Genomic DNA, 26,290 nt, shown 5'->3' with positions numbered 1-26,290 from the left:
GCCGCAGGTCAGCCGGTCGATTATCCGGATGCGGCCGGCGATGCCAAGCCGCGCGTGGTGCCGGTGCGGCCGGTGCTGGCCAGATAACGGGCCGGAGGATGGCCGAAATGGCCGCGGAAGGCGGTGACGAAGGCGCTGGGGCTGCTGTAGCCGAGCCGGTGCGCGGCATCGGCGACGCTGGCGCCGTCGCTGAGCTGGCGCAGCGCCTCGGCCAGCCGTGCCTGCTGCCGCCAGCCGGCGAAGCCGAGCCCGGTCTCATCGCGGAAATGCCGGCTCAGGCTGCGTGGCGACAATCCGGCCCAGTGCGCCCATTGCGCCAGCGAGCGATCGTCGGCAGGCGTGGCGAGCAGTTGCCCGGCGATGCGCAGCAGGCGCCGGTCGCTGGGCATCGGCAGGTGCAGGCCTTGCAGCGGCGCTTTGCGCAACTCGTCCAGCAGCACCGCGCCGATCCGCTGCTGGTCCGCGTCCAGGGCCTCGGGAAGGTCCCATGAGGCCACCCGCAGCAGCAGTTCGCGCAGCAGGCCGTTGATGCCGATCACGCACGGGCGATCGGGCAGGTCGGCGCAGACGGACGGCGCCACCAGCAGCACGTAGCCGCGCAGCGGCCCGGAGATCTGCACCGTATGCATCGCCTGCGGCGGCATCCAGCCGGCGCAACCGGGCGGCAGCGACCAGTGGCCGTGCTCGGTGCGGGTGCTCAGCAGGCCTTCTTCCACGCAGATCATCTGGCCGCGGACATGGCGGTGCCAGTCCACCTCGTGCTCCAGCGCGACCGGCTTGTGCGCCAGGAACGCGAGCAGCGACGGGCCGTCGGCCCGCTCGAACCAGTCCTTCGCCCGCGGATCGAGCAGATGGGCCGGTTCGTGGTCGGGCGATGATGGCGAGAATGGCGCGATTTCGATATTCATTGTCCCGATTGTAATACTTGGCCAGGCCTGTCCGGGACTAGAGTGTGCGCGCGCCGGCGTTGCGTTGCTGCAACGCAGCATTTGTTTGTAGGTGCGATATTTCCTTGACATATATTTCCAGATGAAAATAATTGGCACCCATGAACTGCGCTCCCTCCCTTCCCGATCCGCCGTCGTTCGGCCTGCTGCTGCGGCAGGTGCGCGACGGCCTGATGCGGCGTCTGGATGACTCCATGGCCGAGCTCGAGCTCGGCCTGGGCTTCAGCCACTACATCGGCATGAAGGCACTGGCCTACATGGCGCCGTGCACCGCCAACGAACTGGCCCAGGCCATCGACCAGAACCCCAGCGCGGTCACCCGCCTGCTGGACAAGCTCCAGGACCTGGGCTGGGTGCGCCGCGAAGCGCATGCGCAGGACCGCCGCGCGCTGCAGATCGTGCTCACCGACGAAGGCCGCGCGCTGTGGCAACAGCTCAAGCGGCGCGGCGACGAGACCATCGCCAGCGCGCTGCGCGATCTTTCCGCCGACGAGCGCGAGCACCTCACTTCGCTGTTGATCCGCGTCCGCGATTCCCTCAATTCGCCATGAATCCGCTTATGAACCTCTCCGCTTCGTCCCATCGCCTGCGCCCGTTCGCGGCCGCGGCACTCACCCTGGCGCTGGCCGCCTGCGCCAGCAGCCGCGGCCTGGAGCCGCAGGGCCGCAGGCTCGACGCCGACCAGCAGCTGCAGGCCGGCAAGACCCTGGCCGCCGACCAGCTGGCGCCGGCCGCGTGGCCGCAGCAGGACTGGTGGAAGGCGCTGGGCGACCCGCAGCTGGACGCGCTGATCGCCGAGGCGCTGCAGGGCACGCCTAACCTGGAAGCGGCCGACGCGCGGCTGCGTCTGGCGCAGGCCCAGGCCGGCGCGGCCAATGCCGACCGCGGCGCCAAGCTATCGCTGTCGGCCGGCTATACCGGCCTGCAGCTGCCCAAGGGGCTGGCCGGCGACGAGATCGGCGGCAAGTACATCCACAACGAGCAGGCGCTGCTGAACTTCAGCTACGGCTTCGACCTGTGGGGCGGCAAGCGCGCGGCCTGGGAAGCGGCGGTGGACCAGGCGCATGCGGCGCAGGTCGATGCCCAGGCCGCGCGCCTGGACCTGTCGGCGGGCGTGGCCCGCACCTATGCGCAGCTCGGCTACGCCTGGCGCCTGTACGACCTGGCCGGCGAAGAACTGGCGCGTTCGGACAACAGCCTGAAGCTGGTGCGGCAGCGCGTCGCCGCCGGCATCGACAGCAACCTGCAGCTGCGCCAGGCCGAGGCGCGGGTGCCTGCGGCGCGCCAGCAGCAACAGGCCGCGCAGCAGCAGATCGACGAGGCGCGCACCGCGCTGGCGGCGCTGCTCGGGCGCGGCCCGGATCGCGGCCTGCAGATCGAGCGGCCGCGGCCGCTGGATCCGGTGGCGATGCAACTGCCGTCGGTGCTGCCCAGCGACCTGCTCGGGCGGCGCCCGGACGTGGTCGCCGCGCGCTGGCGCGTGGAGGCCTCCTCGCAGAGCATCGGCGCGGCCAAGGCGCAGTTCTATCCCAGCATCGACATCCTCGCGCTCGGCGGCGTGGCCGCGACCAATCCCTCCGACCTGTTCAAGGGCGACGCCGTGCTGGGCGTGTTCGCGCCGAGCCTGAGCCTGCCGCTGTTCGACAGCGGCCGCCTGCGCAGCCAGCTGGCCGAGCGCGACGCGCAGTACGACCTGGCCGTGGCCACCTACAACCAGGCGCTGGTGGCGGCGCTGCGCGAAGTCGCCGACCAGGTCAGCGCGGCGCGCTCGCTGGCACAGCAGGCGCAGCAGCAGGCGCAGGCGGTAGACACCGCGCAGGCCGCCTTCGACCTGGCGCAGCAGCGCTACCGCGCCGGCATCGGCAACTACCTGGACGTGCTGAGCGTGCAGCAGCAACTGCTCGAGGCGCAGCAGCGCCTGGCCTCGCTGCAGTCCAACCAGATCCTGGTGTCGGTGCGCCTGAACCAGGCGCTGGGCGGCGGCTACGAAGCCACCTCCGCGGCCGACGCCCCGTTGACCTCTTCCGCTTCCACGCATTCCTGAGACCGCCGCAATGAATCAGACAACGACCCCCGATTCCTCCGCTCCCGCCCCCAGCCGGCGCGGCAAGCTGCTGCGCGGCCTGGCCGTGGTGGTGGTGCTGGTGCTGATCGCGCTGGCGATCTGGTACTTCGTCTCCGGCCGCTGGCACGAAGACACCGACGACGCCTACGTGCAGGGCAACCTGGTGCAGATCACGCCGATGGTAGCGGGCACCGTGGTCAGCATCGGCGCCGACGACGGCATGCGCGTGCAGCGCGGCCAGTTGCTGGTCAAGCTCGACCCGGCCGATACCCAGGTCGCGCTGCAGCAGGCCGAAGCCAACCTGGCGCGTACCGTGCGCCAGGTGCGCGGCCTGTTCCGCAGCGTGGAAGGCGCGCAGGCCGAACTGTCGGCGCAGCAGGTGACCCTGCAGCGCGCGCGCGCCGACGTCGCCCGCCGCAGCAGCCTGGTCGCCACCGGCGCGATCTCCGCCGAAGAGCTGGCGCATGCGCGCGACCAGTTGGCCGCCGCCGAGGCCGCGGTCAGCGGATCGCGCGAGACCGTGGAGCGCAACCGCGCGCTGATCGACGACAACGGCGTGGCCCACCAGCCCGACGTGCAGGCCGCGGCCGCGCAGGTGCGCCAGGCGTTCCTCAACAACGCGCGCAGCGCGATCGTCGCGCCGGTCTCCGGCTACATCGCGCGGCGTTCGGTGCAGGTCGGCCAGCGCGTGCAGCCCGGCACCGCGCTGATGGCGGTGGTGCCGCTGGAGCAGGTGTGGGTGGAAGCCAACTTCAAGGAAACCCAGCTCAAGCACATGCGCCTGGGCCAGCCGGTGGAGCTGGAGTCGGACCTGTACGGTGGCGCGGTGCGCTACCAGGGCACGGTGCAGAGCCTGGGCCTAGGCACCGGTAGCGCGTTCTCGCTGCTGCCGGCGCAGAACGCCAGCGGCAACTGGATCAAGATCGTGCAGCGCGTGCCGGTGCGCATCGCCATCGATCCCAAGCAACTGGCGCAGAACCCGTTGCGCATCGGCCTGTCGATGAAGGTGGACGTGAACCTGCACCAGCAGAACGGCGGCGTGCTGCCGAGCAAGTTCGCCACCGGCACGTTGCTGGACACCGACGTCTACGCGCAGCAACTGGGCCAGGCCGATGAGGCCATCGCGCAGATCATCCACGCCAACCTGCCCGCCGCCGCCAAGGCGAACTGAGCCCGGCCATGTCCAACCAAGCTGCCATTCCTGCCGCGCCCGGGGCACCGGGCGCGCCTGCGCTGGGCTTCCGCCCGCCCAGCGTGGCGTTGTGCACGATGGGCCTGGCGATGGCCTCGTTCATGCAGGTGCTCGACACCACCATCGCCAACGTCTCGCTGCCGACCATCGCCGGCAACCTCGGCGCCAGTTCGCAACAGGCGACCTGGGTCATCACCTCGTTCGCGGTCAGCAACGCGATCGCGCTGCCGCTGACCGGCTTCCTGAGCCGCCGCTTCGGCGAGACCAAGCTGTTCATCTGGGCCACGCTGGCGTTCACCGCCGCCTCGCTGCTGTGCGGGTTGGCGCAGAGCATGGGCATGCTGGTGGTGTCGCGCGCGATCCAGGGCTTCGTGTGCGGGCCGATGTACCCGATCACGCAGAGCCTGCTGGTGTCGATCTACCCGCGTGAGAAACGCGGACAGGCCTTGGCGCTGCTGGCGATGATCACCGTGGTCGCGCCGATCGCCGGGCCGATCCTCGGCGGCTGGATCACCGACAACTACAGCTGGGAATGGATCTTCCTGATCAATGTGCCGCTGGGCATCATCGCCGCGGTGGTGGTCGGCGCGCAGCTGCGCGACCGCCCCGAACCGACAGAGCGCCCGCGCATGGACTACGTCGGCCTGATCACCCTGATCATCGGCGTGGGCTGTCTGCAGCTGGTGCTGGACCTGGGCAACGACGAGGACTGGTTCAACTCGGACAAGATCATCGTGCTGGCCGCGGTCTCGGCGGTGGCGCTGGCGGTGTTCCTGATCTGGGAGCTGACCGACAAGGATCCGATCGTCAATCTGCGCCTGTTCCGCCACCGCAACTTCCGCGCCGGCACGCTGGCGCTGATCGTGGCCTACGCCGCGTTCTTCAGCGTGTCGCTGCTGATCCCGCAGTGGCTGCAGCGCGACATGGGCTACACCGCGATCTGGGCCGGCCTGGCCACCGCGCCGATCGGCATCCTGCCGGTGATCATGACCCCGTTCGTCGGCAAGTACGCCCCGCGCTTCGACCTGCGCATGCTCGCCAGCGTCGCCTTCATCTTCATGGCGGCGACCAGCTTCATGCGCTCGGACTTCAACCTGCAGGTCGATTTCGCCCACGTGGCCGGCGTGCAGTTGCTGATGGGCGTGGGCGTGGCGCTGTTCTTCATGCCGGTGCTGCAGATCCTGCTGTCGGACCTGGACGGGCGCGAGATCGCGGCCGGCTCCGGCCTGGCCACGTTCCTGCGCACGCTGGGCGGCAGCTTCGCCGCCTCGCTGACCACCTACCTGTGGGCCAAGCGCACGCAGATGCACCACGCGCATCTCACCGAGCACATCTCCACCTACACGCCGGGGATGCAGGAACAGGTGCAGGCGATGGGGCAGGGCGACCTGCAGACCGGCGCGGCGTTCCTCAACAACACCATCAACCACCAGGCCTCGCAGATGGGCTTCAACGACATCTTCTACCTGCTGGGCTGGGTGTTCCTGGGCATTATCTTCTTCCTGTGGCTGGCCAAGCCGCCGTTCGCGGGCGGTGGCGGCAGCGCGGCGGCGGCAGGCGGCCACTGAGGCTGAGTGGGCGAGGGCTTCAGCGTGGCGCTACGCCCCTGCAACTTGGGGGCGCCGTGGCACTAGATGGCCATGTCGGTAAAGCGTCAGGGCTGAGGTCCCTTTGACGCACGCTACGGGGAGAGTTGAAATGCTGTTGAGCGCTCAACAACGGCTGTAGCTAGTGAGTCTTCGAGCCTGTACCTGCGGCTAGCCGTTCTCGGCTGACTTGGGCAAAGGGCATCCTGCCCAGATGACTTGCATCACGAGTACACCGACCCCGTTGTCGCAGTGCCAGCGGTACTGCCAGGGAACAGATTGGCACCTTTGCCCCCGGTCCAGATCGAAGACAGCACGTGCATTGCGTATCGCGGCCCCGTCGCCGCACCATTGAATGTGAGCGTTGCCGCATCACCTGCGTTTACCGAAGAATTGCGCCCTACGACGACAAAGCCAGCACTGAACGAAGGCGTCCCGGTCAGCGTTGTGGTAATTGCTGAGTAAACGGCCATCGAGCCATCAAGTACGCCGATATGAGAATTGGCGCCATCTGTAATCGTATAACCACCTTCAATAGAGAGGTATGCTTGCCGCGCGACCAAAATATGCCGGCTTGCAGCAGCTCCAAATACGCTGCCACCCTCCAGTATTAGCGACGCCTGGCCAGTTACGCCGATGTGATAGGTTGCAATTGTGCCTCCGCCAAATGTGAATCCTGCGACCCGGATGTTTGAGCCAAAGGACGCACGTAATGCATATCCGCCAACACCACGCCAGTTCGCCGCTGTGCTGCCTGCAAAGCGTATTGCGCCTGCGCTGCCATATAAAACAAGCACTTCTTCAGTATAGATGCCGTCCGCGACGTTGATATTTGCCATATGGCCTGATAGATCGTAATTGCGCAGCACCACATCCACTGCTCGCTGGATTGTTCGGAATGGCGTTTCTGGGGTCAGGCCATCGCTGTCATCATCCCCGATCGTACTAACGTACAGATTCAGTGTCATGGTCAAAGCAATACGGCCGCCGCTTATCAAGTCGCCTGCGGGCAATTCGCCCACTCGGTTGTCATCTAGTAATACCAGTGGCTTGCGCGTGCTCATGGGTCACCCCCGGATGATCGGCTGGTCGATTTCGGCGTAGAGGGTCGTGGCGGTGACCGCCACTCCAAGAACCTGCAAGCTCTCACCCGCCGTGGTAGTGGCCGTCCCCAATTCGATCACAGCGCCGGGTATGGAATGGCTCAGTGCGTAGGTTAAGCCTGGCGTCAAGCCGACCAGCCGGTCATTGGTGCCCTTGAAATATACCGTCGCATGGCTGCCCGCCGCTGTGGCAACTCTCACGAATCCTTGCGCGACCTTGTCGGCATTGGCGGCGGAAGCATCTGCCTTGCGAGCATTGGCAATTCCGCCGTTGTCGTAGATGTTAACAAAGTCACCCGGATCCAGATCCTCCGAGGCGAGGATAATATTATCCACGGACAGTTCCTCCTATTTGAGTCGGAGCATAACATGCACTAATAAAAGCTGCTGACGCCCCGAAGCATACATCAAAGATCTTGCCTGTTTCCAATTTGGGCATATCAAGGACTGCTGATTACAGTAGTATTTATTTCGGCACCAAAGTCTTGGACACAAGAAGATATCAGTTTGTTATGGATGCACCACGCGCATCTCACCCAGCACATCTCCACTACACGCCGGGGATGCAGGAACAGGTGCAGGCGATGGGGCAGGGCGACCTGCAGACCGGCGCTGCGTTCCTCAACAACACCATCAACCACCAGGCGTCGCAGATGGGCTTCAACGACATCTTCTACCTGTTGGGCTGGACGTTCCTGGGCATCATCTTCTTCCTGTGGCTGGCCAAGCCGCCGTTCGCGGGCGGTGGCGGTGCGGCCGCCGCAGGCGGTCACTGAGTCCGGGCTGCCGGCAACCACGAAACCCCGCCTGGTGCGGGGTTTCGTTTGTGCGGCGGACGCCGAGCGCCACACCGGACTGCACCGGCGCCGCGCTTGCCGCCGCGGCGATCGGCGGACCAGAATGCCGTTCCTTCGCAAGCATCGGCAGGTTCGGACATGCAGCGTTTTCTGCGCGCCTTGTGGTCTGGCTCGGACTTCTCGCGGCCGCGTCGCGGCGGTGCGCGCGCCTGGCAGGGCGCGGCGTTGCTGCTGTCGCTCAGCTTCTTCGGCGTTGGTGGCGCGCAGGCCGAAACCGGCGTGGCGGCGACCACGCCGGCCGATCGCCTGCACGAAGCCTGGTGGGCGCAGCGCCATGAGCAGGTGCTGGCGCAGGTGCGCGCGCAGCCGGACGCGCCGCTGCTGCTGATCGGCGATTCGATCACCCACAACTACGACAAGGCCGACGCGCCGGACGAGGATTTCCAGCCGACCTGGCAGACCTTCTACGGCAGCCGCGGCGCGCTCAACCTGGGCTTCAGCGGCGATGCCACCGAGCATGTGCTGTGGCGGCTGCAGCACGGCGAAGTGGATGGCCTGCGGCCGAAGGTGGCGATGCTGCTGATCGGCACCAACAACACCGGCCACGAAAACCACAGCGCGGCGGATACCGTGCTCGGCATCGACGCGGTGGTGGCGACGCTGGAACAGCGCCTGCCGCACACGCGCATCCTGCTGCTCGGCCTGCTGCCCAGCGCGGTGTCGGCGCAGAAGAGCGCGCGCGATGCCGAGGTCAATCGCGCGCTGGCGGTGCGCTACGGCGACAATCCGCGTGTCACCTATCTGGACATCGGCGCGGTCTTCGGCAAGGACGGCGCGCTCGACCAAAGCCTGTTCTACGACCCGCGGCTGCGTCCGGCCGGCAAGGCGCTGCATCCGGACACGCGCGGCCAACGGCGCATGGCCGAGGCGATCGAGCCGACCCTGGCGCGGCTGCTCGGCGAGCCGCCGCGGGTCCCGCTGGCGGCGATGACGCAGGCCAACACCGCGCTCGTGCCGGTGCCGTGGCTGGAGCAGGATTCCTACGACTGGTACGCGCGCCACCACGCCGCGCTGGACGCGGCGCGCCGGCTGCAGCCGGAGGTGGTGATGATCGGCGACTCGATCACCCACTTCTGGGCCGGGCCGCCGCAGGCCACCCGGGTCAGCGGCGCGCAGGCCTGGCAGCGCACCTTCGGCGCGCGCAAGGTATTGAACCTGGGCTTCGGCTGGGACCGTACCCAGAACGTGCTGTGGCGGCTGCGCCAGGGCGAGCTGGACGGGCTGGCGCCGCGCTGGGTGGTGATCAACATCGGCACCAACAACCTCACCGGTACCGACAACGCGCGTGCCAGCACGCCGCAGGAAACAGCCGACGGCGTGGCCGCGGTGGTTGCGCAGGTGCGGCAGCGGCTGCCGCGCAGCAAGATCGTGTTGATGGGCATCCTGCCGCGCGGCTTCGCCGCCGACGCGCCGCGGCGCGAACCGATCGTGCAGACCAACCGCTTGCTGGCCGCGCGTTTCGGCCACGACCCGGCGGTGCGCTGGCTGGACATCGGTGCGCGCTTCCTGCAACCCGACGGCAGCCTGCCGCAGGCGCTGATGCCCGACAGCACCCACCCCAGCGAGGACGGCTACCGGATCTGGGGCGAGGCGTTGCGCGAGGTCGGCGTCGGCGATTGAAACACTGCTTGGGGGAGCGGTGTTGCCCTGCCAGGGCGGCACCCGGCCACGCTGGCCGTCGGCGTCGATCAGCGGCGCGCCGTTTTTCTCTGTAGGAGCGGCTTCAGCCGCGACCGGATCTGTCCGGGAACGCCCCGGTCGCGGCTGAAGCCGCTCCTACAGGGGATGTCCGCTGGTGGATGCGGCGGCGGACTCAGCCCTTGTCCGGCTTGAGCAGCTCCAGCACGGCTTCGCGGCGCCGCGCCGGCAGGTTGCGGTAGCGGGTCAGCAATGCCTGCTCGTGCGCGTCGTGCGCCTGCAGCGCGTAGTCCCCCGGCAGCTCATGCACGCGCGCGCCCTGGCCCTGGCCGCAGATCAGTTCGTCGAGCGAGCGCTTGAGCACGCCGCGCAGGTTCGGCAACAGGCGGAAGCTCGGGGTCTCGCGATCGTTTTCCCAGGCCGACACCGACGACTTGGTCACGCCCAGCGCGAAGCCCAATTGTTCCTGGGTGAGCCCGGCGGCTTTCCTGGCTTCGCGCAAACGGTCGCCGAAGCTTTTCATCGCGGTGGGCCTTGCTGAGACGGGGCCTACCAAGATATGGAGCATCCGCAACCTTGTCGTACAGCCATGCTTGACTCTAGATGTTCTGAGATTCGATACTTTGGCGGTGCGGGCCACGCCGACGCGTGAGGACATGCACGCCGGACAAGGACGACCCAGGAGTACGCAGTGCTGCGCCCATTTTCCATTGCCGTCGCGGCGACGGCGCAACCGAGCGCCGTGCGGTCGCGCCGGACCGCCCGGGCCGGTGCCAGCGCGTGTTGCGCGGATGCGGCATGGCCACCTACGAAGTGAAGCTCAGGCGCGTGGCGCAGCTGGAGCCGACACTGTCCGTGTTGGTCCACGCCGCCAACGCCTACGTGGCCGCGCGCGCAGCCGAGCGCCACAATCCGGGCTATCGGGCGTACCTGGTGGCGGTGTGGGTGGAAGGTGTGCGCGTGGACCTCGGCGCGTTCCGGCGGCTGGAGCGCTGAGCGCGCCGCGGATGCGGGAACAGGCATGCGTGCATGCCGGCGCTGTTGCTGTCGCGTGGCGTTGTGCAGCGATCGCCCTCGCAGCGACGCGCGGCGGAATCCGGCGAGCATGCGGTCGCCGCGGCTACGCGGAGGCGTGGGCTATCGGAGTGGACGTGGTGAGACGTGCGGCGCAGGCAACAAAAAACCCGCCGAAGCGGGTTTTTCTTTAAGGCTCTTGCTGTATCGATGGTGCCCAGGAGAGGACTCGAACCTCCACGAAGTTGCCCCCGCTAGCACCTGAAGCTAGTGCGTCTACCAATTCCGCCACCTGGGCGATACAGGCGCGGAATTCTGCTGGCAGTGCGCGGTGCTGTCAAGCAAGTTAGTGCGTGCATGGCGTGCGATCGCGGCGCGCTGGCCGAACCGCTCCTGCGGCGCGACCCGGGCATGCATGCGGGGGCGATCGCGTTATCGGGGCAGGAGGGATGCCGGCCGCCTCGGCAAGCCAAGCGCTGACGCATCGGCGACAACATGGGACCGCAGTCGTTGTAGTTGTAGGAGGGCTTCGGTCCCGACGCGACACAGCCGGCAAAGCGCCGGACAGGCGTCCTCCCCACAAAGCCCGAGCAGGGCATGCACGGGTGACGCACGCCGCAGCGGCGAACGCCAGGCAAAAAAAATCCCGCCGAAGCGGGTTTTTCTTTACGACGCTTGCTGTATCGATGGTGCCCAGGAGAGGACTCGAACCTCCACGAAGTTGCCCCCGCTAGCACCTGAAGCTAGTGCGTCTACCAATTCCGCCACCTGGGCGATACAGGCCGAGAATTTTGTCGGTTGCGCGCGCCGCTGTCAAGCCTTGCCTGCCGACACCGCGTCGGCGGTGGCGCGTGCTGTCGGCGGTGCGTGCAACCGACGCTCCTGAGGGAGGGTCCAGCGCGAAAGCGCAGGTCTTGGGCGGTCGCGCCGCAGTGGCCGAGCGTGGCACCGCTCCGCCGATGGGGCAGGGGGCATCGTCAGGTTGCAGTCGCTGCTGCTGCCCGGATGCACTTGGTGGCGCGGGAACTGCCGAATTTGGCACGCCATCGCGGCGTGCGGCGACGTGTTCGGCGGCGGTGGACGCGTCGTCGTCGGCGATCCCCCACGAGGCGCCGATGCGCAGGCCTCCGCGGCCGGCGGTGGCAGGACACCGCCGTGGTCGGGCATGCACTGGTTCGAGCCGGTCGCGACGCGGCCGAAACGCCAGCGCATGGCACGCGTTCGATCACGGCACGCATCCAGCGGCCTGGCGACGCACACGGAATGTGCCGTTCGCTGCCCGCGCGTCCCCTGGCGCCGCGTCGTTCGCCGGCGTTGACAAGGGCGCGCGCTGCCCGCAGAATTCGCGGCCTTCAGCGCCCAGATGGCGGAATTGGTAGACGCACTAGCTTCAGGTGCTAGCGGGGGCAACTTCGTGGAGGTTCGAGTCCTCTTCTGGGCACCACATGCAAGACGCGGGAGCGCTGAACTCCCGCAACGACCGGCCCGCTGACGCGGGCCTCGTCGTTTCTGGGCGGCCCCGGTCCGGGACCGGGTTTGCCTGCGTTGACGGCCCAGCGAGTACCATGGGCGAATGACCAATCGAAAAACCAAGTCCGGCAAGCCCGGCAAGTCTGCGTCCCACGACACGCCCGCCAGCAAGGGCGGCGCCCCGGCCGCACCGCCTGCGGCGAAGAAATCTCGGATGCCGTCGTGGATGCCCAGTCTCCCCAGTTTCCTGCGGCGTAGTCCCAAGCCGCCGTTGCAGCCGCTGCATCCGCCCGAGCCTGTGGCCGCGCCGTCCTCGCGCAACGCACCGTCCTCACGCAAGAAACCTGCCGCGGTCGCCGATCCGTTCGCCGCGCGCGAGGCCGAGCGCTATGCCGAACCGATCGCCAGCCGCGAGGCGATCCTGCAGCTGCTCGACCGCTGCGATGGCCCGCAGACCCTGGAAGAGCTGGCCACGCAGCTCGGCCTGACCGAGCCCTCGCGCATGGAGGCGTTGAGCAAGCGCCTGGGCGCGATGCTGCGCGAGGCACAACTGGTGCAGAACCGCCGCGGCGGCTACGCGCCGGTGCAGCAGACCAACCTGATCCCCGGCGTGGTGATCGCCAATCCCGACGGCTTCGGCTTCCTGCGCCCGGACGAGGGCGGCGACGACCTGTTCCTGCCGCCGTACGAGATGCGCAAGGTGCTGCATGGCGACCGCGCGCTGGCCAACGTCACCGGCATCGACCGCCGCGGCCGCCGCGAAGGCAGCATCGCGCGGGTGATCGAGCGCGGCCTGAGCCGGCTGATCGGCCGTTTCAGCATGGAAGGCGGCATCGCCTACGTGGTGCCGGACGACAAGCGCATCCAGCGCAATATCCAGATCCCGACCGATGCGATGGGCGAGGCCCGCGACGGCCAGCTGGTGGTGTGCGAACTCACCTCCACCCCGGACGGGCGGCGCCCGCCGATCGGCAAGATCATCGCGGTGCTCGGCGACAAGCTGACCCCGTCGCTGGTGGTGGAAACCGCGATCCACGGCCGCGAACTGCCGTACGAATTCCCGCAGGCGGTGCTCGACGAAGCCGCGGCGGTGCCGCTGACGGTGGAGCCGGCCGCGATCAAGGGCCGCGTGGACCTGCGGCAGACGCCGCTGGTGACCATCGACGGCGCCGACGCCAAGGACTTCGACGACGCGGTGTTCTGCGAACCCAACGCCGACGGCTTCCGCCTGGTGGTGGCGATCGCCGACGTGTCGCACTACGTGCGCCCGGGCACGCCGCTGGACGCAGAAGCGATCCGGCGCGCGACCTCGGTGTACTTCCCCGGCTTCGTGGTGCCGATGCTGCCGGAGACGCTGTCCAACGGCATCTGCTCGCTCAATCCCAAGGTCGACCGCATGTGCTTCGTCTGCGACATGCAGATCGATCGCCAGGGCGAAGTGGGCGGCGCGCGCTTCTACGAGGCGGTGATGAATTCGCATGCGCGGCTCACCTACGACCAGGTGTGGCAGGCGGTGGGCGAGAAAGACGAGCAGGTGCGCAAGGACGTGGCCGCGGTGCTGCCGCAGATCGAGCGCCTGTACCAGCTGTTCCACGTGCTGGCCAAGGCGCGTTCGCGCCGCGGCGCGATCGAGTTCGAGACCTCGGAAGTGCGTTTCGTGCTCGACAACACCGGCGAAGTGACCCAGGCCGGCATGCTGGTGCGCAACGACGCGCACAAGCTGATCGAGGAATGCATGATCGCCGCCAACGTGGCCGCGGCGCGGCACCTGCTGGAGGCGCGCATCCCGGCGCCGTACCGCGTGCACGAGCGGCCGCCGGAGTCCAAGTACGCGGACCTGCTCGAGTTCCTGAAAGAATTCAAGCTGAGCTTGCCGCCGTGGAGCAAGGTGGTGCCGGGCGACTACACCAAGCTGCTGAAGAAGGTGCGCGAGCGCCCCGACGCGGCCTTGCTGGAGTCGGTGCTGCTGCGCAGCCAGAGCATGGCGGTGTACTCGCCGGACAACGCCGGCCACTTCGGCCTGGCGCTGGAGGCGTACGCGCACTTCACCTCGCCGATCCGCCGCTATCCGGACCTGCTGGTGCACCGCGCGATCAAGTACGCGCTGACCCACGGCGCGCCGGACAAGTACCTGTACTCGCCGCGCGAGATGGCGGCGCTGGCGCTGCAGTGCTCCGAGCGCGAGCGCCGTGCCGACGAGGCCGAGCGCGAGGTCGACGAGCGCTACCGCGCGGCGTGGATGGAAAAGCACGTCGGCGGCCAGTTCGACGGCGTGGTCAGCGGCGTCACCAGCTTCGGCCTGTTCGTGGAGCTGGACCAGTCCAAGGTCAACGGCCTGATCCACGTGACCCAGCTGCCGCAGGACTATTACCAGTTCGACGCGGTGCGCAAGACCCTGTCCGGCGAGCGTCGCGGCATGCAGTTCCGGCTCGGCGACCGGGTCCGCATCCTGGTGCTGAAGGCGAGCATGGAAGAGCGCAAGATCGACTTCCGCCTGGTCGTGGAAGGCGAGCCGATGACCGACATGCCGCCGCCGCCGGAACGCGGCCAGCAGCAGCCGGCCAAGCGCAAGAAAAAGAAGTACTGATGGCGCAGGATCGCGGCGGGCCGCCCAGCGGCCGCCGCGATCGCTGGCTCCTTGCGCGATGCGCAGGGGGCGCTTCCTGCGCGATGCGATTCGTAGCGGAGAGCGGACATGGAGCATGACGACTACAGCGGAGGTTGCCAGTGCGGCGCGGTGCGCTTCCACGTGCGCGGCCGGCTCGACGACGCCTCGATCTGCCATTGCCGGATGTGCCAGAAGGCGTTCGGCGCCTACTACGCGCCGCTGGTGTCCACGCGCGGCGCGGAGTTGGTATGGACGCGTGGCGCGCTGAAGCATTTCCAATCCTCCAATCTGGTGCGGCGCGGTTTCTGCGCCGACTGCGGCACGCCGCTGACCTACGAGGCGCCGGACGGCATCGCGGTGGCCGCCGGCGCGTTCGACGATCCGGCGGCGCTGCCGCCGCGGATCCAGTACGGGTTGGAGGGCAAACTGCCGTTCGTCGATGGCCTGCACCGCTTGCCGGCGATTCGCACCGATGCCGATCTGGACGCGGCGCCATTCCTGGCGCAGGTGGTGTCGCACCAGCATCCGGACCACGACACCGAGCGCTGGCCCGCCTGAGCCGGGCTGCTGCGGTGCCATGCGGCTTTTCTGTAGATCGCGCCTGGTGGGCTCACGTTCGCGACAGGACTCCTGCGCGCTTGGCCCCGGTCGCGGGGCCGCATGGAGGCGGGCGCGGTCCGGCCCGCGCGCCGGCAATGTGACGTGGGCGCCGGCAACGCCTACCATTCCCGCTTTCCTTCCTCGCAGTCTCCGCCTCATGAGCAAGCAGAACCAGTGGATCGTCGGCGTCAACGCCGTGGCCTCGTCGATCGAGAACGATGCCGACAACGTGCGCGAAGTGCTGGTCGAGGCGGGCAGCAAGAATCCGCGGCTGGTGGAGATCGAAGAGAACGCACGGCGCAAGGGCATCGAGGTGCGGCGGGTCAACACCCAGGCGCTGGACGGCGTCGGCGGTTCGGTGCGGCACCAGGGCGTGGCTGCGCGCTATGCGGCGGCGCGCACCTGGGGCGAGAACGAACTGGAAGGGCTGGTCGCCGCGGCCGAAGGCCGCGCGCTGCTGCTGGTGCTCGACGGGGTGCAGGATCCGCACAACCTCGGCGCCTGCCTGCGCAGCGCGGCCGCCGCCGGTGCGACGGCGGTGGTGATCCCGAAGGACAAGTCGGCGCCGGTCAATGCCACCGTGCGCAAGACCTCGGCCGGCGCCGCCGATCGCATTCCGATCGTGGCGGTGACCAACCTGGCGCGCTGCCTGCGCGACCTGCAGAAGCAGGGCGTGTGGATCTACGGCCTGGTCGGCGAAGCCGAGACCTCGCTGTACGCGCAGGACCTGCGCGGCAACGTGGCGCTGGTGCTGGGCGGCGAATCCGACGGCCTGCGCCGGCTGACCCGCGAGCATTGCGACGGCCTGGTCAAGATCCCGATGCCCGGCGACATCGAAAGCCTCAACGTGTCGGTGGCGACCGGCGTGACCCTGTTCGAGGCGGTGCGCCAGCGCATGGGGTGAGCGGCGCGCGCGCAGGCGGCTGATCGCTGGAAAGCGCGGCGCCACGCCGTGTCTGCGCAACCTGCCCGAAGGCTGCTCCGTCAGCCTGCGGGCAACGCGCGGCGCCGCTGCGCCGGAGCCGGGCGCGGCACGCGGATCCACCCGCGGCGGCGGATTTTTGCCTACCATATGCGCTCTCCCCGTGTTCCGTTCCGGCAATGAGCCAGCATCGCCCCCGTCTCGCCGATCCTGGCCGGCCATCGTGCCTGTGTCCTGGTGCGTGTCGTCCATCGCCGCGCTGGATCGACGCGCGCCGCTCCTGCGGCCGCCCGGGGTTGCGCCGGCGCGCGAAGGCGAACGTTTCTCCACATGCTCGTCCTTGCTTGCCGCGTGCGTGCGCAGGAACCTTGCGGCGTACCCAGGAATGGCCGGCACGTCCTGGCGCGCTTCGGGTCGGATCCGCTAGGTGAGGGGAGTGGCGCCGTTGCATGCGGCGGCTGGCCGCCGCGCCGCGCCCGCGTGGTTGCCGGTCTTGCTGGCGTTGCTTGCCTTGGTGTTCGGGGCAGGGGCCGCCGCGGCGAACGACACGCCCGATGCCGGGCCGCCGCCGCTGCGCGACTACGCCGTGGATGCGTGGACCTCGCGCAACGGCCTGCCGCACAACTCGCTGCGCGACCTGGCGCAGACCGCGGACGGGCGCCTGTGGTTCGCGACCTGGGAAGGGCTGGTGCGCTACAACGGCCTGGATTTCGCGGTGATCGACCGCAGCACCCGCCCGGGACTGCCCGACAACGGCGTCGGTTCGCTGTACGTGGGCCGCGACGGCGCGCTGTGGCTCAGCGACTCGCGCGGCAACCTGGGCCGCTACGACCGCGCCGGCAACTGGCGCTTCTGGGTGCAGCCGCCGGGCTGGCCGCGCGCCTTGATCCACGCCATGACCCAGGACCGCCACGGCCGCCTGTGGCTGCTGTTCGAAGGCAACGGCCTGGGCTGCCTGTGGCCGGACGGCCGCTTCGACTACCAGCCGGCGCCGCCGGGCCTGCCGTTGGCGGCGAGCTTCCCGCATATCGCCGTCGACGACCGCGACCGGGTCTGGATCGGCAGCCTCGACGGCCTGCTGTACCGCGACGCGCAGGGCGTGCTGCGGCGCGCGCCGGCGGCGTTCGGGCTGCCGCCGGGCCTGGCCTGGCCGTATCGCGACGCCGACGGCACGCTGTGGCTGGTCGCCGGCGAGAACGTGTACCGGCTGCAGGGCGAGCGCGCGGTGCTGATGCATCGGCTGCCGGGCTACGGCCATTTCACCGCGATGCTGCGCGATCGCAACGGCGCGCTGTGGCTGGGCACCGAGAACCGGGGCCTGCTGCGCATCGGCCGCCATGGCGTCGAGCACATGGCGCCGGGCGAGGTGCTGCCCAACGGCCGCGTGGTCAGCCTGCTCGAGGACGCCGAGGGCAGCATCTGGATCGGCGCCAACGGCGGCCTGTTCCGGTTGCGCGAAACCTTGTTCACCAGCTACACGCGCCGCGACGGACTCAGCGGCGACTACGTGCGCGCCTTGCTGGAGGCGCCCGACGGCGCGCTGTGGATCGGCAGTGCCGCCGGCCTCGACCGGATGGCGGCGGACGGCACGGTGGCGCCGGCGGGCTTGCGCAACGCCAACGGCAGCGCGCCGTCGGTGCTGAGCCTGGCGCGCGGCGCGGACGGCGACCTGTGGGTCGGCACCTACGCCGACGGCGTGTACCGGATGCGCGACGGCCGCGTGCGCCGCCACTACGGCCAGGGCGAGGGCCTGCCCAGCGGGCACGTGCGCACGATCAGCGTGGACCGCGCCGGCACGGTGTGGATCGGCACCCAGCGCGGGCTGGTGCGCATCGACGGCGAGCAGGCGCGGGCCGCCGCCGTGCCGGGCCTGCCGCAGGGCCTGATCACCGCGCTGGCCAGCATCGACGGCGCGCTGTGGATCGGCTCGGTCGAAGGCGCCTCGGTGCTGCGCGACGGCCGCGTGCAGCGGCTGCCGCTGGAGCCGCTGGGCGGCGCGCGCAGCGTGTTCGGTTTCCAGGCGCTGGGCGGCGACGTGTGGATCTCCACCGATCGCGGCCTGCACCGCTACCGCGACGGCCGCCTGGCGCGGGTCGGGCTGGAGCAGGGCATGCCGGTGGACGCGGTGTTCCAACTGGTCCGCGACCGCCTCGGCGACGTCTGGATCAGCAGCAACCGTGGCGTGCTGCGGACCAGCGCCGCTGCGCTCGACGCGGCCGCCGACGGCCGCGTCGGCAGGTGGCAGGTGACCCGCTACAACGAGATCGACGGCATGGCCAACGCGCAGGGCAACGGCAGCTCCGGCCCGTCGATGATCGTGCGCGGCGACGGCAGCGTGTGGCTGGTCACCGCCGGCGGCGTCAGCACGGTCGATCCGCGCCGTCTGCAGCGTTTCCGCGAACGCCTGCCGCCGCCGGCGGCGATCGAGAACGTGTTGCTGGACGGGCGGCCGTTCGCCTGGCGCGGCCGGTCGCGCCTGCCCGGCGCCACGCGCATCGCGGTGTCCTACGTCGGGCTCAGCTACCTGCTGCCCGAGCGCATCCGCTACCGCACCCGGCTCGAGGGCCTGGACGCGGGCTGGGTGGAGCGCGGCCAGCAGCGCAGCGTCGAGTTCATCGGCCTGCCGCCGGGCGACTACACCCTGCACGTGGCCGCGGCGCACCCGGATGGCGCGTGGAGCACGCGCGAAGCGGTGTGGCGGTTCAGCGTGGCGCCTTTGTGGTGGCAGCGGCGCAGCGTGCAGGCCGGCGCCGCGCTGGCGCTGCTGCTGGGCATGGTGGCGCTGTACCGCTACCTGATCGGCCGCTACAAGCGCCGCAACCTGCGCCTGGAACGGCTGGTCGAGCAGCGCACCGGCGCCCTGCGCCTGCAGACCGAACGGCTATTGCAGGCCGACGCCGACAAGAACCGGTTGCTGGCCGAACTGCAGGACCAGGCCGACGCGTTCGAGCGCCAGGCCCACGAGGATGCGATGACCGGGCTGCCGAACCGCCGGCATTTCGACGAAGTGCTGGTGCGCGAGGTCATGCGCGTGCACCGCAGCGGCAGTCCGCTGTGCCTGCTGGTGATCGATATCGACCGCTTCAAGCAGATCAACGACGGCTACTCGCATGCCACCGGCGATGCGGTGCTGCGCGAGGTCGGACGCCTGCTCGGCGAAGCCTGCCGCGGCTCCGACCTGCCAGCGCGGCTGGGCGGCGAGGAATTCGCAGTGCTGCTCAGCGATACGTCGCTGGCCGATGCCGAACGCGTGGCCGCACGCCTGCGCGAGCTGTTCCATGCGCGCCCGCAGTGGGCCGACGCGCCAGCGCTGCGGGTGACCTTTAGCGCCGGGCTGGTGGCGCTGAGCGGGGAGGAGACGCCGAGCCAGCTGCTGCAGCGTGCCGACGCGGCGCTGTACCGGGCCAAGAGCGGGGGGCGGGACCGGGTCTGTGTGGGGTGAGTGCGAGTGCGGCGGCAGCTCCAGGCGCAGGCAACGGCGCCCGCCGCGCATTCGTCCGTCGTGGCGGGATCGGGCACGCGATCGCGGCACAGTCGGGAAACTGCAGCCGCTGTCGCCGATGGCCCGCCGGTCGCAAACCGGCCGCCCAGCCTCGGTTGCTTGTGCAGCGGCGCTGGACGCCGCGTTTGCTCGCACCGCCGAGCCGGTGCAACTTGCCCGCGTGGTCAGGGAGAGGTGGTCTGCAAGAACTTGAACATGACGTGGGCGTCCACCAGGCCCAGCTGCCGATGCCGGAAGGCCTTGGGCAGCGTGCCGACGATGGCGAAGCCGAGCTTCCGGTACAGCGCCATGGCCGCGACATTGGTGCTTACGACATAGTTGAACTGCATCGCCATGAACCCCTCGCGCTGCGCCTGGGCGAGGCTGTGCTCGACCAGCGCGCGGCCCACGCCCTGGCCTTGCGCGGCCGGGTCCACCAGGTAGGTCGCGGTGGCGACGTGCGAGCTCAGATCCGGGTAGTTGGCGCCCAGTTTGTACATGCCGAGCAAGCGCGCGCCGGCCATGGCCACAGATGCGATGTGGCCCCCGAACCAGTGCGCGCGAAAGGTGTCACGGTCCAGGCCGTCGGCAAACGGCAGTGCGTCGCCAGGCGCGATGACGGCCTGGAAGAGCATCCACATCGCCTCCAGATCGGCCAGCCCGGCCTGCCGGATCAGCATGGTCGCGGGCAGGGAGCTCACCTGCGCTCGTTCGCGGCCGGTCGGCAAGGCGGGTCGGCCTGCTGGCGCCTGGTCAGGCCTGGTCGGCCGTCAGCGATCCCAGGCTGAAGCCGGACACCGCGTTGATCTTGCCGCGCCACAGCACGCCGCGGTTGTTCGGCAACGGTTGGCCGCCAGGCGAAAAGTGGCGCGAATCGATCAAGTGGATGAACTGCGGCGGCGACGTGGTCTGCTCGCCGTTCTCCGAGTCGTAGATGGAGGCGTGGCTGGCGAAGGCCTGGCGAATGCTCTCCTTGCCTTCGGCGTCGCCGGGATAGGCGGCGGAGAATTCCTGCGCGAAGGTCTCGAAGTATTTCTTGCCGCTGACCAGCACGCCCGAGACGATGGCCCCCTCGACGAACAGGGTGACGCCGAACTGCACGGTGGACGTGTTGACCACGGTGACGAGCTTCTGCAGATACCAGTCGACGCTCTGGCCGTCGAACGACAGCTTGATCTGTTCCGGAGTGGATTGATTTTCGTCTTGAGCGGTCATGCGGTTCTCCTCGGTGGAGCGGCTAGGGCGTGCGCTGAGCCGCACCGCGAAACGGCGTGGCTTGCATGGCATGTCAGGCAGTGACCGGCCGACGGGTTCGACGGTGCAAACCTGCTTCCCCAGCACTGCTGCCCGAGTGTGCCACAGTCGGCATTGCGGCCGTGGCGCGGCGCGGTCTTGTGGTTCTTCTTGAAGATGCAGGGCCTGTCGACCGCGACGTTGACGCCTGGTGCAGCGTCTCCGCGTCGCCAGGCTGCGCCAGCCGCAACGTGCGGAACGGCCGGCGCGCGGGCCGTGTGCGCCGCGCTCAGCCGATCTGCGGTGCCGGCCAGGCGTTGGCGATCTTGCAGAACAGCCGCGCGGTCTGCTCGGTGTCGTAGACCGCGCTGTGCGCGTCGGCGGCGTTCCAGTCGAAGCCGGCCGCCTGCACCGCGCGCGCCAGCACGGTCTGGCCGTAGGCGATGCCGGCCAGGGTCACCGTGTCGAACACGCTGAAAGGGTGGAACGGGTTGCGCTTGTGGCCGCAGCGCGCGACCGTGGCGTTGAGGAAGTTCAGGTCGAAGTGCGCGTTGTGGCCGACCAGGATCGCGCGCTGGCAACCGTATTTCTTCACCGCTGCGCGCACCGGCGCGAACACGTGGTCCAGCGCCTCGCGCTCGGGCTTGGCGAAGCGGAACGGGTGGTCGAGGATGATGCCGGTGATTTCCAGCGACTTCGGGTCGATGGCGGTGCCGGGCGCCGGCACCACGTGCGCGCTGGCGGTGACGCCGGGATACAGCTGGCCGAAATCGTCCATCTCGATCGGCACCGCGGCGATCTCCAGCAGCGCGTGCCGGTTCCAGTCGAAGCCGCCGGTCTCCACGTCCACCACCACCGGCAGATAGCCGCGGAAACGCCGCGACATGGGGGTGATGGCGAGGGGCTGGGACGGGCTGTCGACGTGATCGTTCATGCGTCCAGGGTAGCAGAGCGCGGCTAAACGCCCGCCGCTGGCGGTCGCGCGCGCATGGCTTGGGTACATCGGGGCAGGCGTAAGCCGGCGGTGCAGGCGCCGTGCGTAGCAGCGCGGATTCCTGAGGATCGCTGGAGTGGAGCGGCATTGGAGCCGAGCATTCGCAGGCTGCGACGTATGTGGGGCGTGTCCGGATGAGCGTCGGGTGATCGGTTGCGGCGGGCATTGCCGGTAATGCCCGTCGCGACTGAAGTCGTTCCCACAAGGCGGGCGGCACGCTGTTTCGGCGCTGCGTGGTGCGCAACAAAAAGGCCCCGCCGAAGCGGGGCCTTGATTGCGGTCGTTGCCTGGGTCAGCGGCTGTTGGCGATGACGCTGGTGATGATGCCGGTGGCCACTGCGATCAGCACGTACTGGTTGTCGACCCGGCGCCACTCGTGGCCGCGCGGCGGCGCCCTCAGCCCGTGCTTGCGGTAGTCCGACACGCGATCGCCGCGATGGCCGAGCGCCAGCCGTTCGCCGCGCTTGTGGTTGCGCCAGCCTTCGTGACGGCCATTGTCGTGGCGATCGTCATGGCGGTTGTCGCGGTGATCGTGGCGATCGTCGTCGTGGCGCGCCTGCTGCGGGCCGCGGTCGTCGCGGTGGTCGTTGCGGTCCTGGGGCCGATCGTGGTCGCGAACGCGGCCGTCCTGGCCGGCGGCGAAGGCGCCGCCGGAGGCCAGCAGCGACAGTGCGAGGACCGAACCGATGATGCGCTTCATGATGTCTCCTGGGTGGTCGGTGGAGAACGGCTCCACGCGTATCCGCACCGTACGCGCCCATAGATGAACGCGATGGATTGTCAGGAAATTCAGCAGGTTGCAGGTGCCGATAGGTGTCGCCACCTACCGGCTGCCTGGCCAGGCCGGGGAATCGCGCTCAGATGCCGGTGGTGGTGCTGGTCTCGTCGCGCTTGTCGCGCGGCGGCAGCGGCTGGTCGCCGTGCACCAGGAACCATACGTTCTCGGCGATGTTGGTGGCGTGGTCGCCGATCCGTTCCAGGTTCTTGGCCATGAACAGCAGATGCGTGCACGGGGTGATGTTGCGCGGATCTTCCATCATGTAGGTCAGCAGTTCGCGGAACAGCGCGGTGTACTGCGCATCCAGCAGCGCATCGCCCTGGCGCACCCGCAGCGCCGCGTCGGCGTCGCCGCTGCGGTAGGCGGCCAACGCTTCGCGCACCTGTTGCGCGGCCAGCGTGCCGAGCTGGCGCAGGCCCAGCGTCTGCGGCATCGGCGGTGAGGTGTTCAGCGCGATCGAGCGCTTGGCCACGTTCGCCGCGTAGTCGCCGATGCGCTCGATGTCGGCCGGGATGCGCAGGCCGGCGAGGATCTCGCGCAGGTCGCGCGCCATCGGCCCGCGCAGCGCCAGGCGCATCACGTCGTGGCTGATCGATTGCTCGAGCGCGTCGATCGCCTCGTCGTTGACGACGATGCGCAGCGCGGCGTTGTCGTCGCGCCGTTCGACCACGTCCAGCGCCGCTTCCAGCTGCGCCACCGCGGTCTCGCCCATGCGTACGATCTCGGCCGCGATGCGGTGCTGCTCTTCGTCGTAGCTCTTCACGATGTGCTCGTTCGGCTGGGTATTCATGTCGTAGGTCCGTTGAAGTCGTTAGTGTCGCCGCGGCCATTCCTGGCGTTGCGGGGCTGGCGTCGGAGCGGCCGGCCCGGCCCTCCATGGCCGGGCGTCGGCGGTCGCAGCCGATGCCGTTCGGGCTACGCCCGGGCGCTGCCGCTTACCCGAAGCGGCCGGTGATGTAGTCTTCGGTCTGCTGCTTGCTGGGCTGCGAGAAGATGATCTCGGTGCGGTCGTGCTCGATCAGGTCGCCCAGGTACATGAAGGCGGTGTAGTCGGACACGCGCGCGGCCTGCTGCATATTGTGGGTGACGATGACGATGGTGTAGTCGTTCTTCAGCTCTTCGACCAGCTGCTCGATGCGGCTGGTGGAAATCGGGTCCAGCGCCGAGGTCGGCTCGTCGAGCAGCAGCACGTCCGGGCGCAGCGCCACTGCGCGGGCGATGCACAGGCGCTGCTGCTGGCCGCCTGACAGGCCCAGCGCGCTCTGCCCGAGCTTGTCCTTGACCTCGTCCCACAGCGCGCCCTGGCGCAGCGCCTGCTCGACGCGATCGGTCATGTCCGCCTTGGACAGCTTCTCGTGGTGGCGGATGCCGTAGGCGACGTTCTCGAAGATGGTCATCGGGAACGGCACCGGCTTCTGGAACACCATGCCGACCTTGCTGCGCAGGCGGTTCATCGGGTACTTCGGCGACAGGATGTTCTCGCCGTCCAGCAGCACCTCGCCGCGCGCTTCCAGCTTCGGATACAGCGCGTAGATGCGGTTGAAGATGCGCAGCAGCGTGGACTTGCCGCAGCCGGAGGGGCCGATCAGCGCGGTGACGCGCTTTTCCGGCACCTCGATGTTGATGCCCTTCAGCGCGTGGTACTTGTCGTAGTAGAAGTCCAGGCCGCGCGCGGCCACCTTGACCGGCGATGGCGCCAGCGCGGTGTGCCCGGTGGGCATGGCGATGCGGTGCATCGGTGCGGCGTTGTGCTGATCGTTCATGGCCGGTTCCATAGGGGAATCAATCGTTGGATGTCTTGTAGCGGCTCAGCAGGCCGCGCGCGCCGAGGCTGACCAGCAGCACGAACACGGTGAGTACCAGGGCGCCGGACCAAGCCAGCTGCTGCCAGGTCGGGTAGGGGCTGCCGGCGAAGGAGTTCATCACCACCGGCACGCTCGCCATCGGCTGCATGACGTTGTTGTTCCAGTACTGGTTGCCGAACGCGGTGAACAGCAGCGGCGCGGTCTCGCCGCTGATCCGCGCCAGCGCCAGCAGCACGCCGGTGACGATGCCGGCCGAGGCGCTGCGGTACAGCACCTGGATCGTCACCTTCCACTGCGGGATGCCCAGCGACAGCGCCGCTTCGCGCATCTGCGAGGGCACCAGGCGCAGCATCTCGTCGGTGGTGCGCACCACCACCGGCAGCACGATGAAGGCCAGCGACAGCGCGCCGGCCATCGCCGAGAAGCGTCCGCCGGTCTGCATCACGTACAGCGTGTACACGAACAGGCCGAGCACGATCGACGGCGCCGACAACAGGATGTCGTTGACGAAGCGCACCACCTGGCCGGTCTTGCGCGCGTTGCCGTATTCGGCCAGCCAGGTGCCGGCGGCCACGCCCAGCGGAGTGCCGATCAGCAGCGCCAGGCCGCACATCACCGCGCTGCCGAAGAACGCGTTGGCCAGGCCGCCGTCTTCGCCCGGCGGCGGGGTCATGCGGGTGAACAGGTCGACGTCGATGCCAGCGATGCCCTTGGACACCAGAGTCCACAGGATCCAGCCCAGGAACGCCAGCCCGAACAGCGCGGTGAGGCAGGACAGCAGCAGCGCGAAGACGTTGACCACGCGGCGGCGGTTGTACAGGCGATCGGCGATGTCGGCGGCCATCAGTTGCCCTCCCGGCGCGACAGTTGCTGCAGCATCAGGCGGGCGATCGCCAGCACGATGAAGGTGACGATGAACAATACGAAGCCCAGCAGCAGCAGCGCCGAGCGGTAGGTCTCGGTGGCCTCGCCGAAGTCGTTGGCGATCAGCGCGGCGATGGTGGTGCCCGGCTCCAGCAGCGACGGCGACAGCCGCACCGTGTTGCCGACCACGAACGCCACCGCCATGGTCTCGCCGAGCGCGCGGCCCAGGCCCAGGAAGATGCCGCCGATCACCGCCGAGCGGGTATAGGGCAGCACGATGTCCCAGCTCACTTCCCAGCGCGTGGAGCCCAGCGCGTAGGCCGACTCCTTCAGCCGCGTCGGCACGGTCAGGAACACTTCGCGCATCACCGAGGAGATGAACGGGATCACCATGATCGCCAGCACAAAGCCGGCGGTGAGCAGGCCGATGCCCAGCGGCGGGCCCTGGAACATCGGACCGATGATCGGCAGCGTGCCGACGTGGTCGTTGAGCCACGGCGTGCCGTACTCGGTCATCACCGGCACCAGCACGAACAGGCCCCACATGCCGTAGATGATCGACGGGATGCCGGCCAGCAGTTCGATGGCGGTGCCGACCGGGCCGCGCAGCCAGCGCGGCGACACTTCGGTGAGGAAGAAGGCGATGCCGTAGCTCACCGGCACCGCGATCAGCATCGCGATCATGGCGGTGACCAGGGTGCCGTAGATCGGCGCCAGCGCGCCGTACTTGTTCTCGACCGGATTCCATTCGCTGGAGTAGAAGAAGCTCAGGCCCTGCATCTGCAGGGCATGGCGGCCACCCCACAGCATCGACAGCGCCGCGCTGGCCAGCGCGACGAGGACGAACACGACGGTGGCGGTAAGTATCCAGCGGAACAGACGGTCGGCACGGGCGTCGCGCAGATCGCGTCCGCGGGGCGCCGTTATCGCTTCGGGAATGACAGTGGCGTTCATGGGCTCGGTGTTTGCCGGAGCGCGCAGCTGCGCGCTCCGATCGTGGCCGCGGCGGGGGTGGCCGCTCGCGGTGGGTGGCTGCGTCGCTCCCGCGCAAGCGGGAACCCGAAAGTCCGGAATACGTCGTACCGATGCGGCGACCGGCGCTGCCTGCTGCAGCGCCGGTCGCGTGTCACGTG

General features: G+C 69.0%; 22 protein-coding genes, 3 tRNA genes and 1 pseudogene. 12 read left to right on the top strand and 14 right to left on the bottom strand.

From position 1 onward, the window contains the following. Positions 1-20: 20 nt before the first annotated feature. A complete protein-coding gene (locus J2Y70_RS11660) occupies positions 21-908 on the bottom strand; it encodes a helix-turn-helix transcriptional regulator (RefSeq protein ID WP_309917453.1) in 888 nt (295 codons plus the stop codon). A 140-nt stretch (positions 909-1,048) separates the two neighbouring features. On the opposite strand from J2Y70_RS11660, the gene J2Y70_RS11655 reads away from it, so the two are divergent. The 4 genes from J2Y70_RS11655 to J2Y70_RS11640 are packed head-to-tail and all read left to right on the top strand — an operon-like array spanning position 1,049 to position 5,772. Beyond that, positions 1,049-1,498, top strand: a complete 450-nt coding sequence (locus J2Y70_RS11655; RefSeq protein ID WP_309917450.1) for a MarR family transcriptional regulator — start codon at positions 1,049-1,051, stop codon at positions 1,496-1,498. A gap of 8 nt (positions 1,499-1,506) precedes the next feature. After that, on the top strand, positions 1,507-2,991 hold the full coding sequence (locus J2Y70_RS11650) for an efflux transporter outer membrane subunit (RefSeq protein ID WP_309917447.1): 1,485 nt from the start codon (positions 1,507-1,509) through the stop codon (positions 2,989-2,991). A gap of 10 nt (positions 2,992-3,001) precedes the next feature. After that, positions 3,002-4,183, top strand: coding sequence for an efflux RND transporter periplasmic adaptor subunit (locus J2Y70_RS11645; protein ID WP_309917443.1), 1,182 nt, complete (start codon positions 3,002-3,004; stop codon positions 4,181-4,183). Positions 4,184-4,191: 8 nt separating this feature from the next. Beyond that, on the top strand, positions 4,192-5,772 hold the full coding sequence (locus J2Y70_RS11640) for a DHA2 family efflux MFS transporter permease subunit (protein WP_309917439.1): 1,581 nt from the start codon (positions 4,192-4,194) through the stop codon (positions 5,770-5,772). 242 nt (positions 5,773-6,014) lie between these two features. Here J2Y70_RS11640 and J2Y70_RS11635 read toward each other — a convergent pair whose 3' ends face one another. Then, positions 6,015-6,854, bottom strand: a complete 840-nt coding sequence (locus J2Y70_RS11635) for a hypothetical protein (RefSeq protein WP_309917436.1) — start codon at positions 6,852-6,854, stop codon at positions 6,015-6,017. Between the two features lie 3 nt (positions 6,855-6,857). After that, on the bottom strand, positions 6,858-7,229 hold the full coding sequence (locus J2Y70_RS11630; protein ID WP_309917433.1) for a hypothetical protein: 372 nt from the start codon (positions 7,227-7,229) through the stop codon (positions 6,858-6,860). Positions 7,230-7,409: 180 nt separating this feature from the next. On the opposite strand from J2Y70_RS11630, the pseudogene J2Y70_RS11625 reads away from it, so the two are divergent. Both J2Y70_RS11625 and J2Y70_RS11620 read left to right on the top strand, forming a co-directional pair. After that, positions 7,410-7,669: pseudogene (locus J2Y70_RS11625) on the top strand (MFS transporter); the annotation flags it as partial. A gap of 159 nt (positions 7,670-7,828) precedes the next feature. Continuing rightward, on the top strand, positions 7,829-9,370 hold the full coding sequence (locus tag J2Y70_RS11620; RefSeq protein WP_309917430.1) for a GDSL-type esterase/lipase family protein: 1,542 nt from the start codon (positions 7,829-7,831) through the stop codon (positions 9,368-9,370). Between the two features lie 193 nt (positions 9,371-9,563). Here the strand turns inward: J2Y70_RS11620 and J2Y70_RS11615 are convergent, their stop codons facing one another. Then, on the bottom strand, positions 9,564-9,911 hold the full coding sequence (locus J2Y70_RS11615) for a helix-turn-helix domain-containing protein (protein ID WP_263395020.1): 348 nt from the start codon (positions 9,909-9,911) through the stop codon (positions 9,564-9,566). A gap of 275 nt (positions 9,912-10,186) precedes the next feature. On the opposite strand from J2Y70_RS11615, the gene J2Y70_RS11610 reads away from it, so the two are divergent. Continuing rightward, the gene (locus tag J2Y70_RS11610) at positions 10,187-10,384 is read left to right on the top strand and encodes a hypothetical protein (RefSeq protein ID WP_263395019.1); all 198 of its coding nucleotides are present in this window, start codon (positions 10,187-10,189) and stop codon (positions 10,382-10,384) included. 229 nt (positions 10,385-10,613) lie between these two features. Here J2Y70_RS11610 and J2Y70_RS11605 read toward each other — a convergent pair. Together J2Y70_RS11605 and J2Y70_RS11600 are read right to left on the bottom strand one after the other, a co-directional pair. Then, positions 10,614-10,700, bottom strand: a tRNA-Leu gene (locus J2Y70_RS11605). A 389-nt stretch (positions 10,701-11,089) separates the two neighbouring features. Next, positions 11,090-11,176 (bottom strand) — tRNA-Leu (locus tag J2Y70_RS11600). Between the two features lie 583 nt (positions 11,177-11,759). Here J2Y70_RS11600 and J2Y70_RS11595 point away from each other — a divergent pair. The 5 genes from J2Y70_RS11595 (at position 11,760) to J2Y70_RS11575 (ending at position 19,444) form a co-directional block, all read left to right on the top strand. Next, a tRNA-Leu gene (locus J2Y70_RS11595) sits at positions 11,760-11,846 on the top strand. 129 nt (positions 11,847-11,975) lie between these two features. After that, positions 11,976-14,459: a ribonuclease R gene (rnr, locus tag J2Y70_RS11590; RefSeq protein WP_309917423.1), complete on the top strand. Its 2,484-nt coding sequence runs from the start codon at positions 11,976-11,978 to the stop codon at positions 14,457-14,459. A 108-nt stretch (positions 14,460-14,567) separates the two neighbouring features. Then, complete coding sequence (locus tag J2Y70_RS11585; protein ID WP_263395017.1) at positions 14,568-15,038, top strand: GFA family protein; 471 nt, start codon at positions 14,568-14,570, stop codon at positions 15,036-15,038. 199 nt (positions 15,039-15,237) lie between these two features. Beyond that, positions 15,238-15,984, top strand: a complete 747-nt coding sequence (gene rlmB, locus J2Y70_RS11580) for a 23S rRNA (guanosine(2251)-2'-O)-methyltransferase RlmB (RefSeq protein ID WP_263395016.1) — start codon at positions 15,238-15,240, stop codon at positions 15,982-15,984. A 532-nt stretch (positions 15,985-16,516) separates the two neighbouring features. Beyond that, on the top strand, positions 16,517-19,444 hold the full coding sequence (locus J2Y70_RS11575; RefSeq protein WP_309917732.1) for a diguanylate cyclase: 2,928 nt from the start codon (positions 16,517-16,519) through the stop codon (positions 19,442-19,444). 224 nt (positions 19,445-19,668) lie between these two features. Here the strand turns inward: J2Y70_RS11575 and J2Y70_RS11570 are convergent, their stop codons facing one another. The 8 genes from J2Y70_RS11570 to pstC form a co-directional block, all read right to left on the bottom strand. Next, complete coding sequence (locus J2Y70_RS11570) at positions 19,669-20,211, bottom strand: N-acetyltransferase (protein WP_309917420.1); 543 nt, start codon at positions 20,209-20,211, stop codon at positions 19,669-19,671. A gap of 25 nt (positions 20,212-20,236) precedes the next feature. Further along, positions 20,237-20,698, bottom strand: coding sequence for a gas vesicle accessory protein GvpU (gvpU, locus tag J2Y70_RS11565; RefSeq protein WP_309917416.1), 462 nt, complete (start codon positions 20,696-20,698; stop codon positions 20,237-20,239). 307 nt (positions 20,699-21,005) lie between these two features. Next, positions 21,006-21,650, bottom strand: a complete 645-nt coding sequence (gene rnt / locus J2Y70_RS11560) for a ribonuclease T (RefSeq protein WP_263395013.1) — start codon at positions 21,648-21,650, stop codon at positions 21,006-21,008. Between the two features lie 352 nt (positions 21,651-22,002). After that, positions 22,003-22,410, bottom strand: a complete 408-nt coding sequence (locus J2Y70_RS11555) for an RcnB family protein (RefSeq protein WP_309917413.1) — start codon at positions 22,408-22,410, stop codon at positions 22,003-22,005. A 157-nt stretch (positions 22,411-22,567) separates the two neighbouring features. Next, positions 22,568-23,278 (bottom strand): phosphate signaling complex protein PhoU, encoded by a 711-nt coding sequence (phoU, locus tag J2Y70_RS11550; RefSeq protein WP_263395011.1) that lies wholly within the window; start codon positions 23,276-23,278, stop codon positions 22,568-22,570. A gap of 145 nt (positions 23,279-23,423) precedes the next feature. Beyond that, the gene (gene pstB / locus J2Y70_RS11545; protein WP_263395010.1) at positions 23,424-24,251 is read right to left on the bottom strand and encodes a phosphate ABC transporter ATP-binding protein PstB; all 828 of its coding nucleotides are present in this window, start codon (positions 24,249-24,251) and stop codon (positions 23,424-23,426) included. Positions 24,252-24,270: 19 nt separating this feature from the next. Then, on the bottom strand, positions 24,271-25,140 hold the full coding sequence (gene pstA, locus J2Y70_RS11540) for a phosphate ABC transporter permease PstA (RefSeq protein WP_263398486.1): 870 nt from the start codon (positions 25,138-25,140) through the stop codon (positions 24,271-24,273). After that, positions 25,137-26,111, bottom strand: a complete 975-nt coding sequence (gene pstC / locus J2Y70_RS11535; protein ID WP_263395009.1) for a phosphate ABC transporter permease subunit PstC — start codon at positions 26,109-26,111, stop codon at positions 25,137-25,139. Before pstC ends, pstA begins: the two co-directional genes overlap by 4 nt. Positions 26,112-26,290 lie beyond the last annotated feature (179 nt).

Source organism: Xanthomonas sp. 1678, assembly GCF_031455575.1.
Lineage (GTDB): Bacteria > Pseudomonadota > Gammaproteobacteria > Xanthomonadales > Xanthomonadaceae > Xanthomonas_A.
The sequence above is the reverse complement of the archived record's forward strand: the minus strand, read 5'-3'. Positions and strand labels throughout refer to the sequence as shown.

Excerpts from the sequence above, each read along its gene's own strand:
- J2Y70_RS11610 (WP_263395019.1), top strand. The coding sequence starts at position 10,187 with ATGGCCACCTACGAAGTGAAGCTCAGGCGCGTGGCGCAGCTGGAGCCG.
- J2Y70_RS11585 (WP_263395017.1), top strand. The coding sequence starts at position 14,568 with ATGGAGCATGACGACTACAGCGGAGGTTGCCAGTGCGGCGCGGTGCGC.
- rnr (WP_309917423.1), top strand. The coding sequence starts at position 11,976 with ATGACCAATCGAAAAACCAAGTCCGGCAAGCCCGGCAAGTCTGCGTCC.
- J2Y70_RS11620 (WP_309917430.1), top strand. The coding sequence starts at position 7,829 with ATGCAGCGTTTTCTGCGCGCCTTGTGGTCTGGCTCGGACTTCTCGCGG.
- phoU (WP_263395011.1), bottom strand. The coding sequence starts at position 23,278 with ATGAATACCCAGCCGAACGAGCACATCGTGAAGAGCTACGACGAAGAG.
- pstC (WP_263395009.1), bottom strand. The coding sequence starts at position 26,111 with ATGAACGCCACTGTCATTCCCGAAGCGATAACGGCGCCCCGCGGACGC.
- J2Y70_RS11655 (WP_309917450.1), top strand. The coding sequence starts at position 1,049 with ATGAACTGCGCTCCCTCCCTTCCCGATCCGCCGTCGTTCGGCCTGCTG.
- pstB (WP_263395010.1), bottom strand. The coding sequence starts at position 24,251 with ATGAACGATCAGCACAACGCCGCACCGATGCACCGCATCGCCATGCCC.
- J2Y70_RS11645 (WP_309917443.1), top strand. The coding sequence starts at position 3,002 with ATGAATCAGACAACGACCCCCGATTCCTCCGCTCCCGCCCCCAGCCGG.
- J2Y70_RS11555 (WP_309917413.1), bottom strand. The coding sequence starts at position 22,410 with ATGAAGCGCATCATCGGTTCGGTCCTCGCACTGTCGCTGCTGGCCTCC.
- J2Y70_RS11650 (WP_309917447.1), top strand. The coding sequence starts at position 1,507 with ATGAACCTCTCCGCTTCGTCCCATCGCCTGCGCCCGTTCGCGGCCGCG.
- J2Y70_RS11635 (WP_309917436.1), bottom strand. The coding sequence starts at position 6,854 with ATGAGCACGCGCAAGCCACTGGTATTACTAGATGACAACCGAGTGGGC.
- J2Y70_RS11615 (WP_263395020.1), bottom strand. The coding sequence starts at position 9,911 with ATGAAAAGCTTCGGCGACCGTTTGCGCGAAGCCAGGAAAGCCGCCGGG.
- gvpU (WP_309917416.1), bottom strand. The coding sequence starts at position 20,698 with ATGACCGCTCAAGACGAAAATCAATCCACTCCGGAACAGATCAAGCTG.
- J2Y70_RS11640 (WP_309917439.1), top strand. The coding sequence starts at position 4,192 with ATGTCCAACCAAGCTGCCATTCCTGCCGCGCCCGGGGCACCGGGCGCG.
- J2Y70_RS11660 (WP_309917453.1), bottom strand. The coding sequence starts at position 908 with ATGAATATCGAAATCGCGCCATTCTCGCCATCATCGCCCGACCACGAA.
- rlmB (WP_263395016.1), top strand. The coding sequence starts at position 15,238 with ATGAGCAAGCAGAACCAGTGGATCGTCGGCGTCAACGCCGTGGCCTCG.
- rnt (WP_263395013.1), bottom strand. The coding sequence starts at position 21,650 with ATGAACGATCACGTCGACAGCCCGTCCCAGCCCCTCGCCATCACCCCC.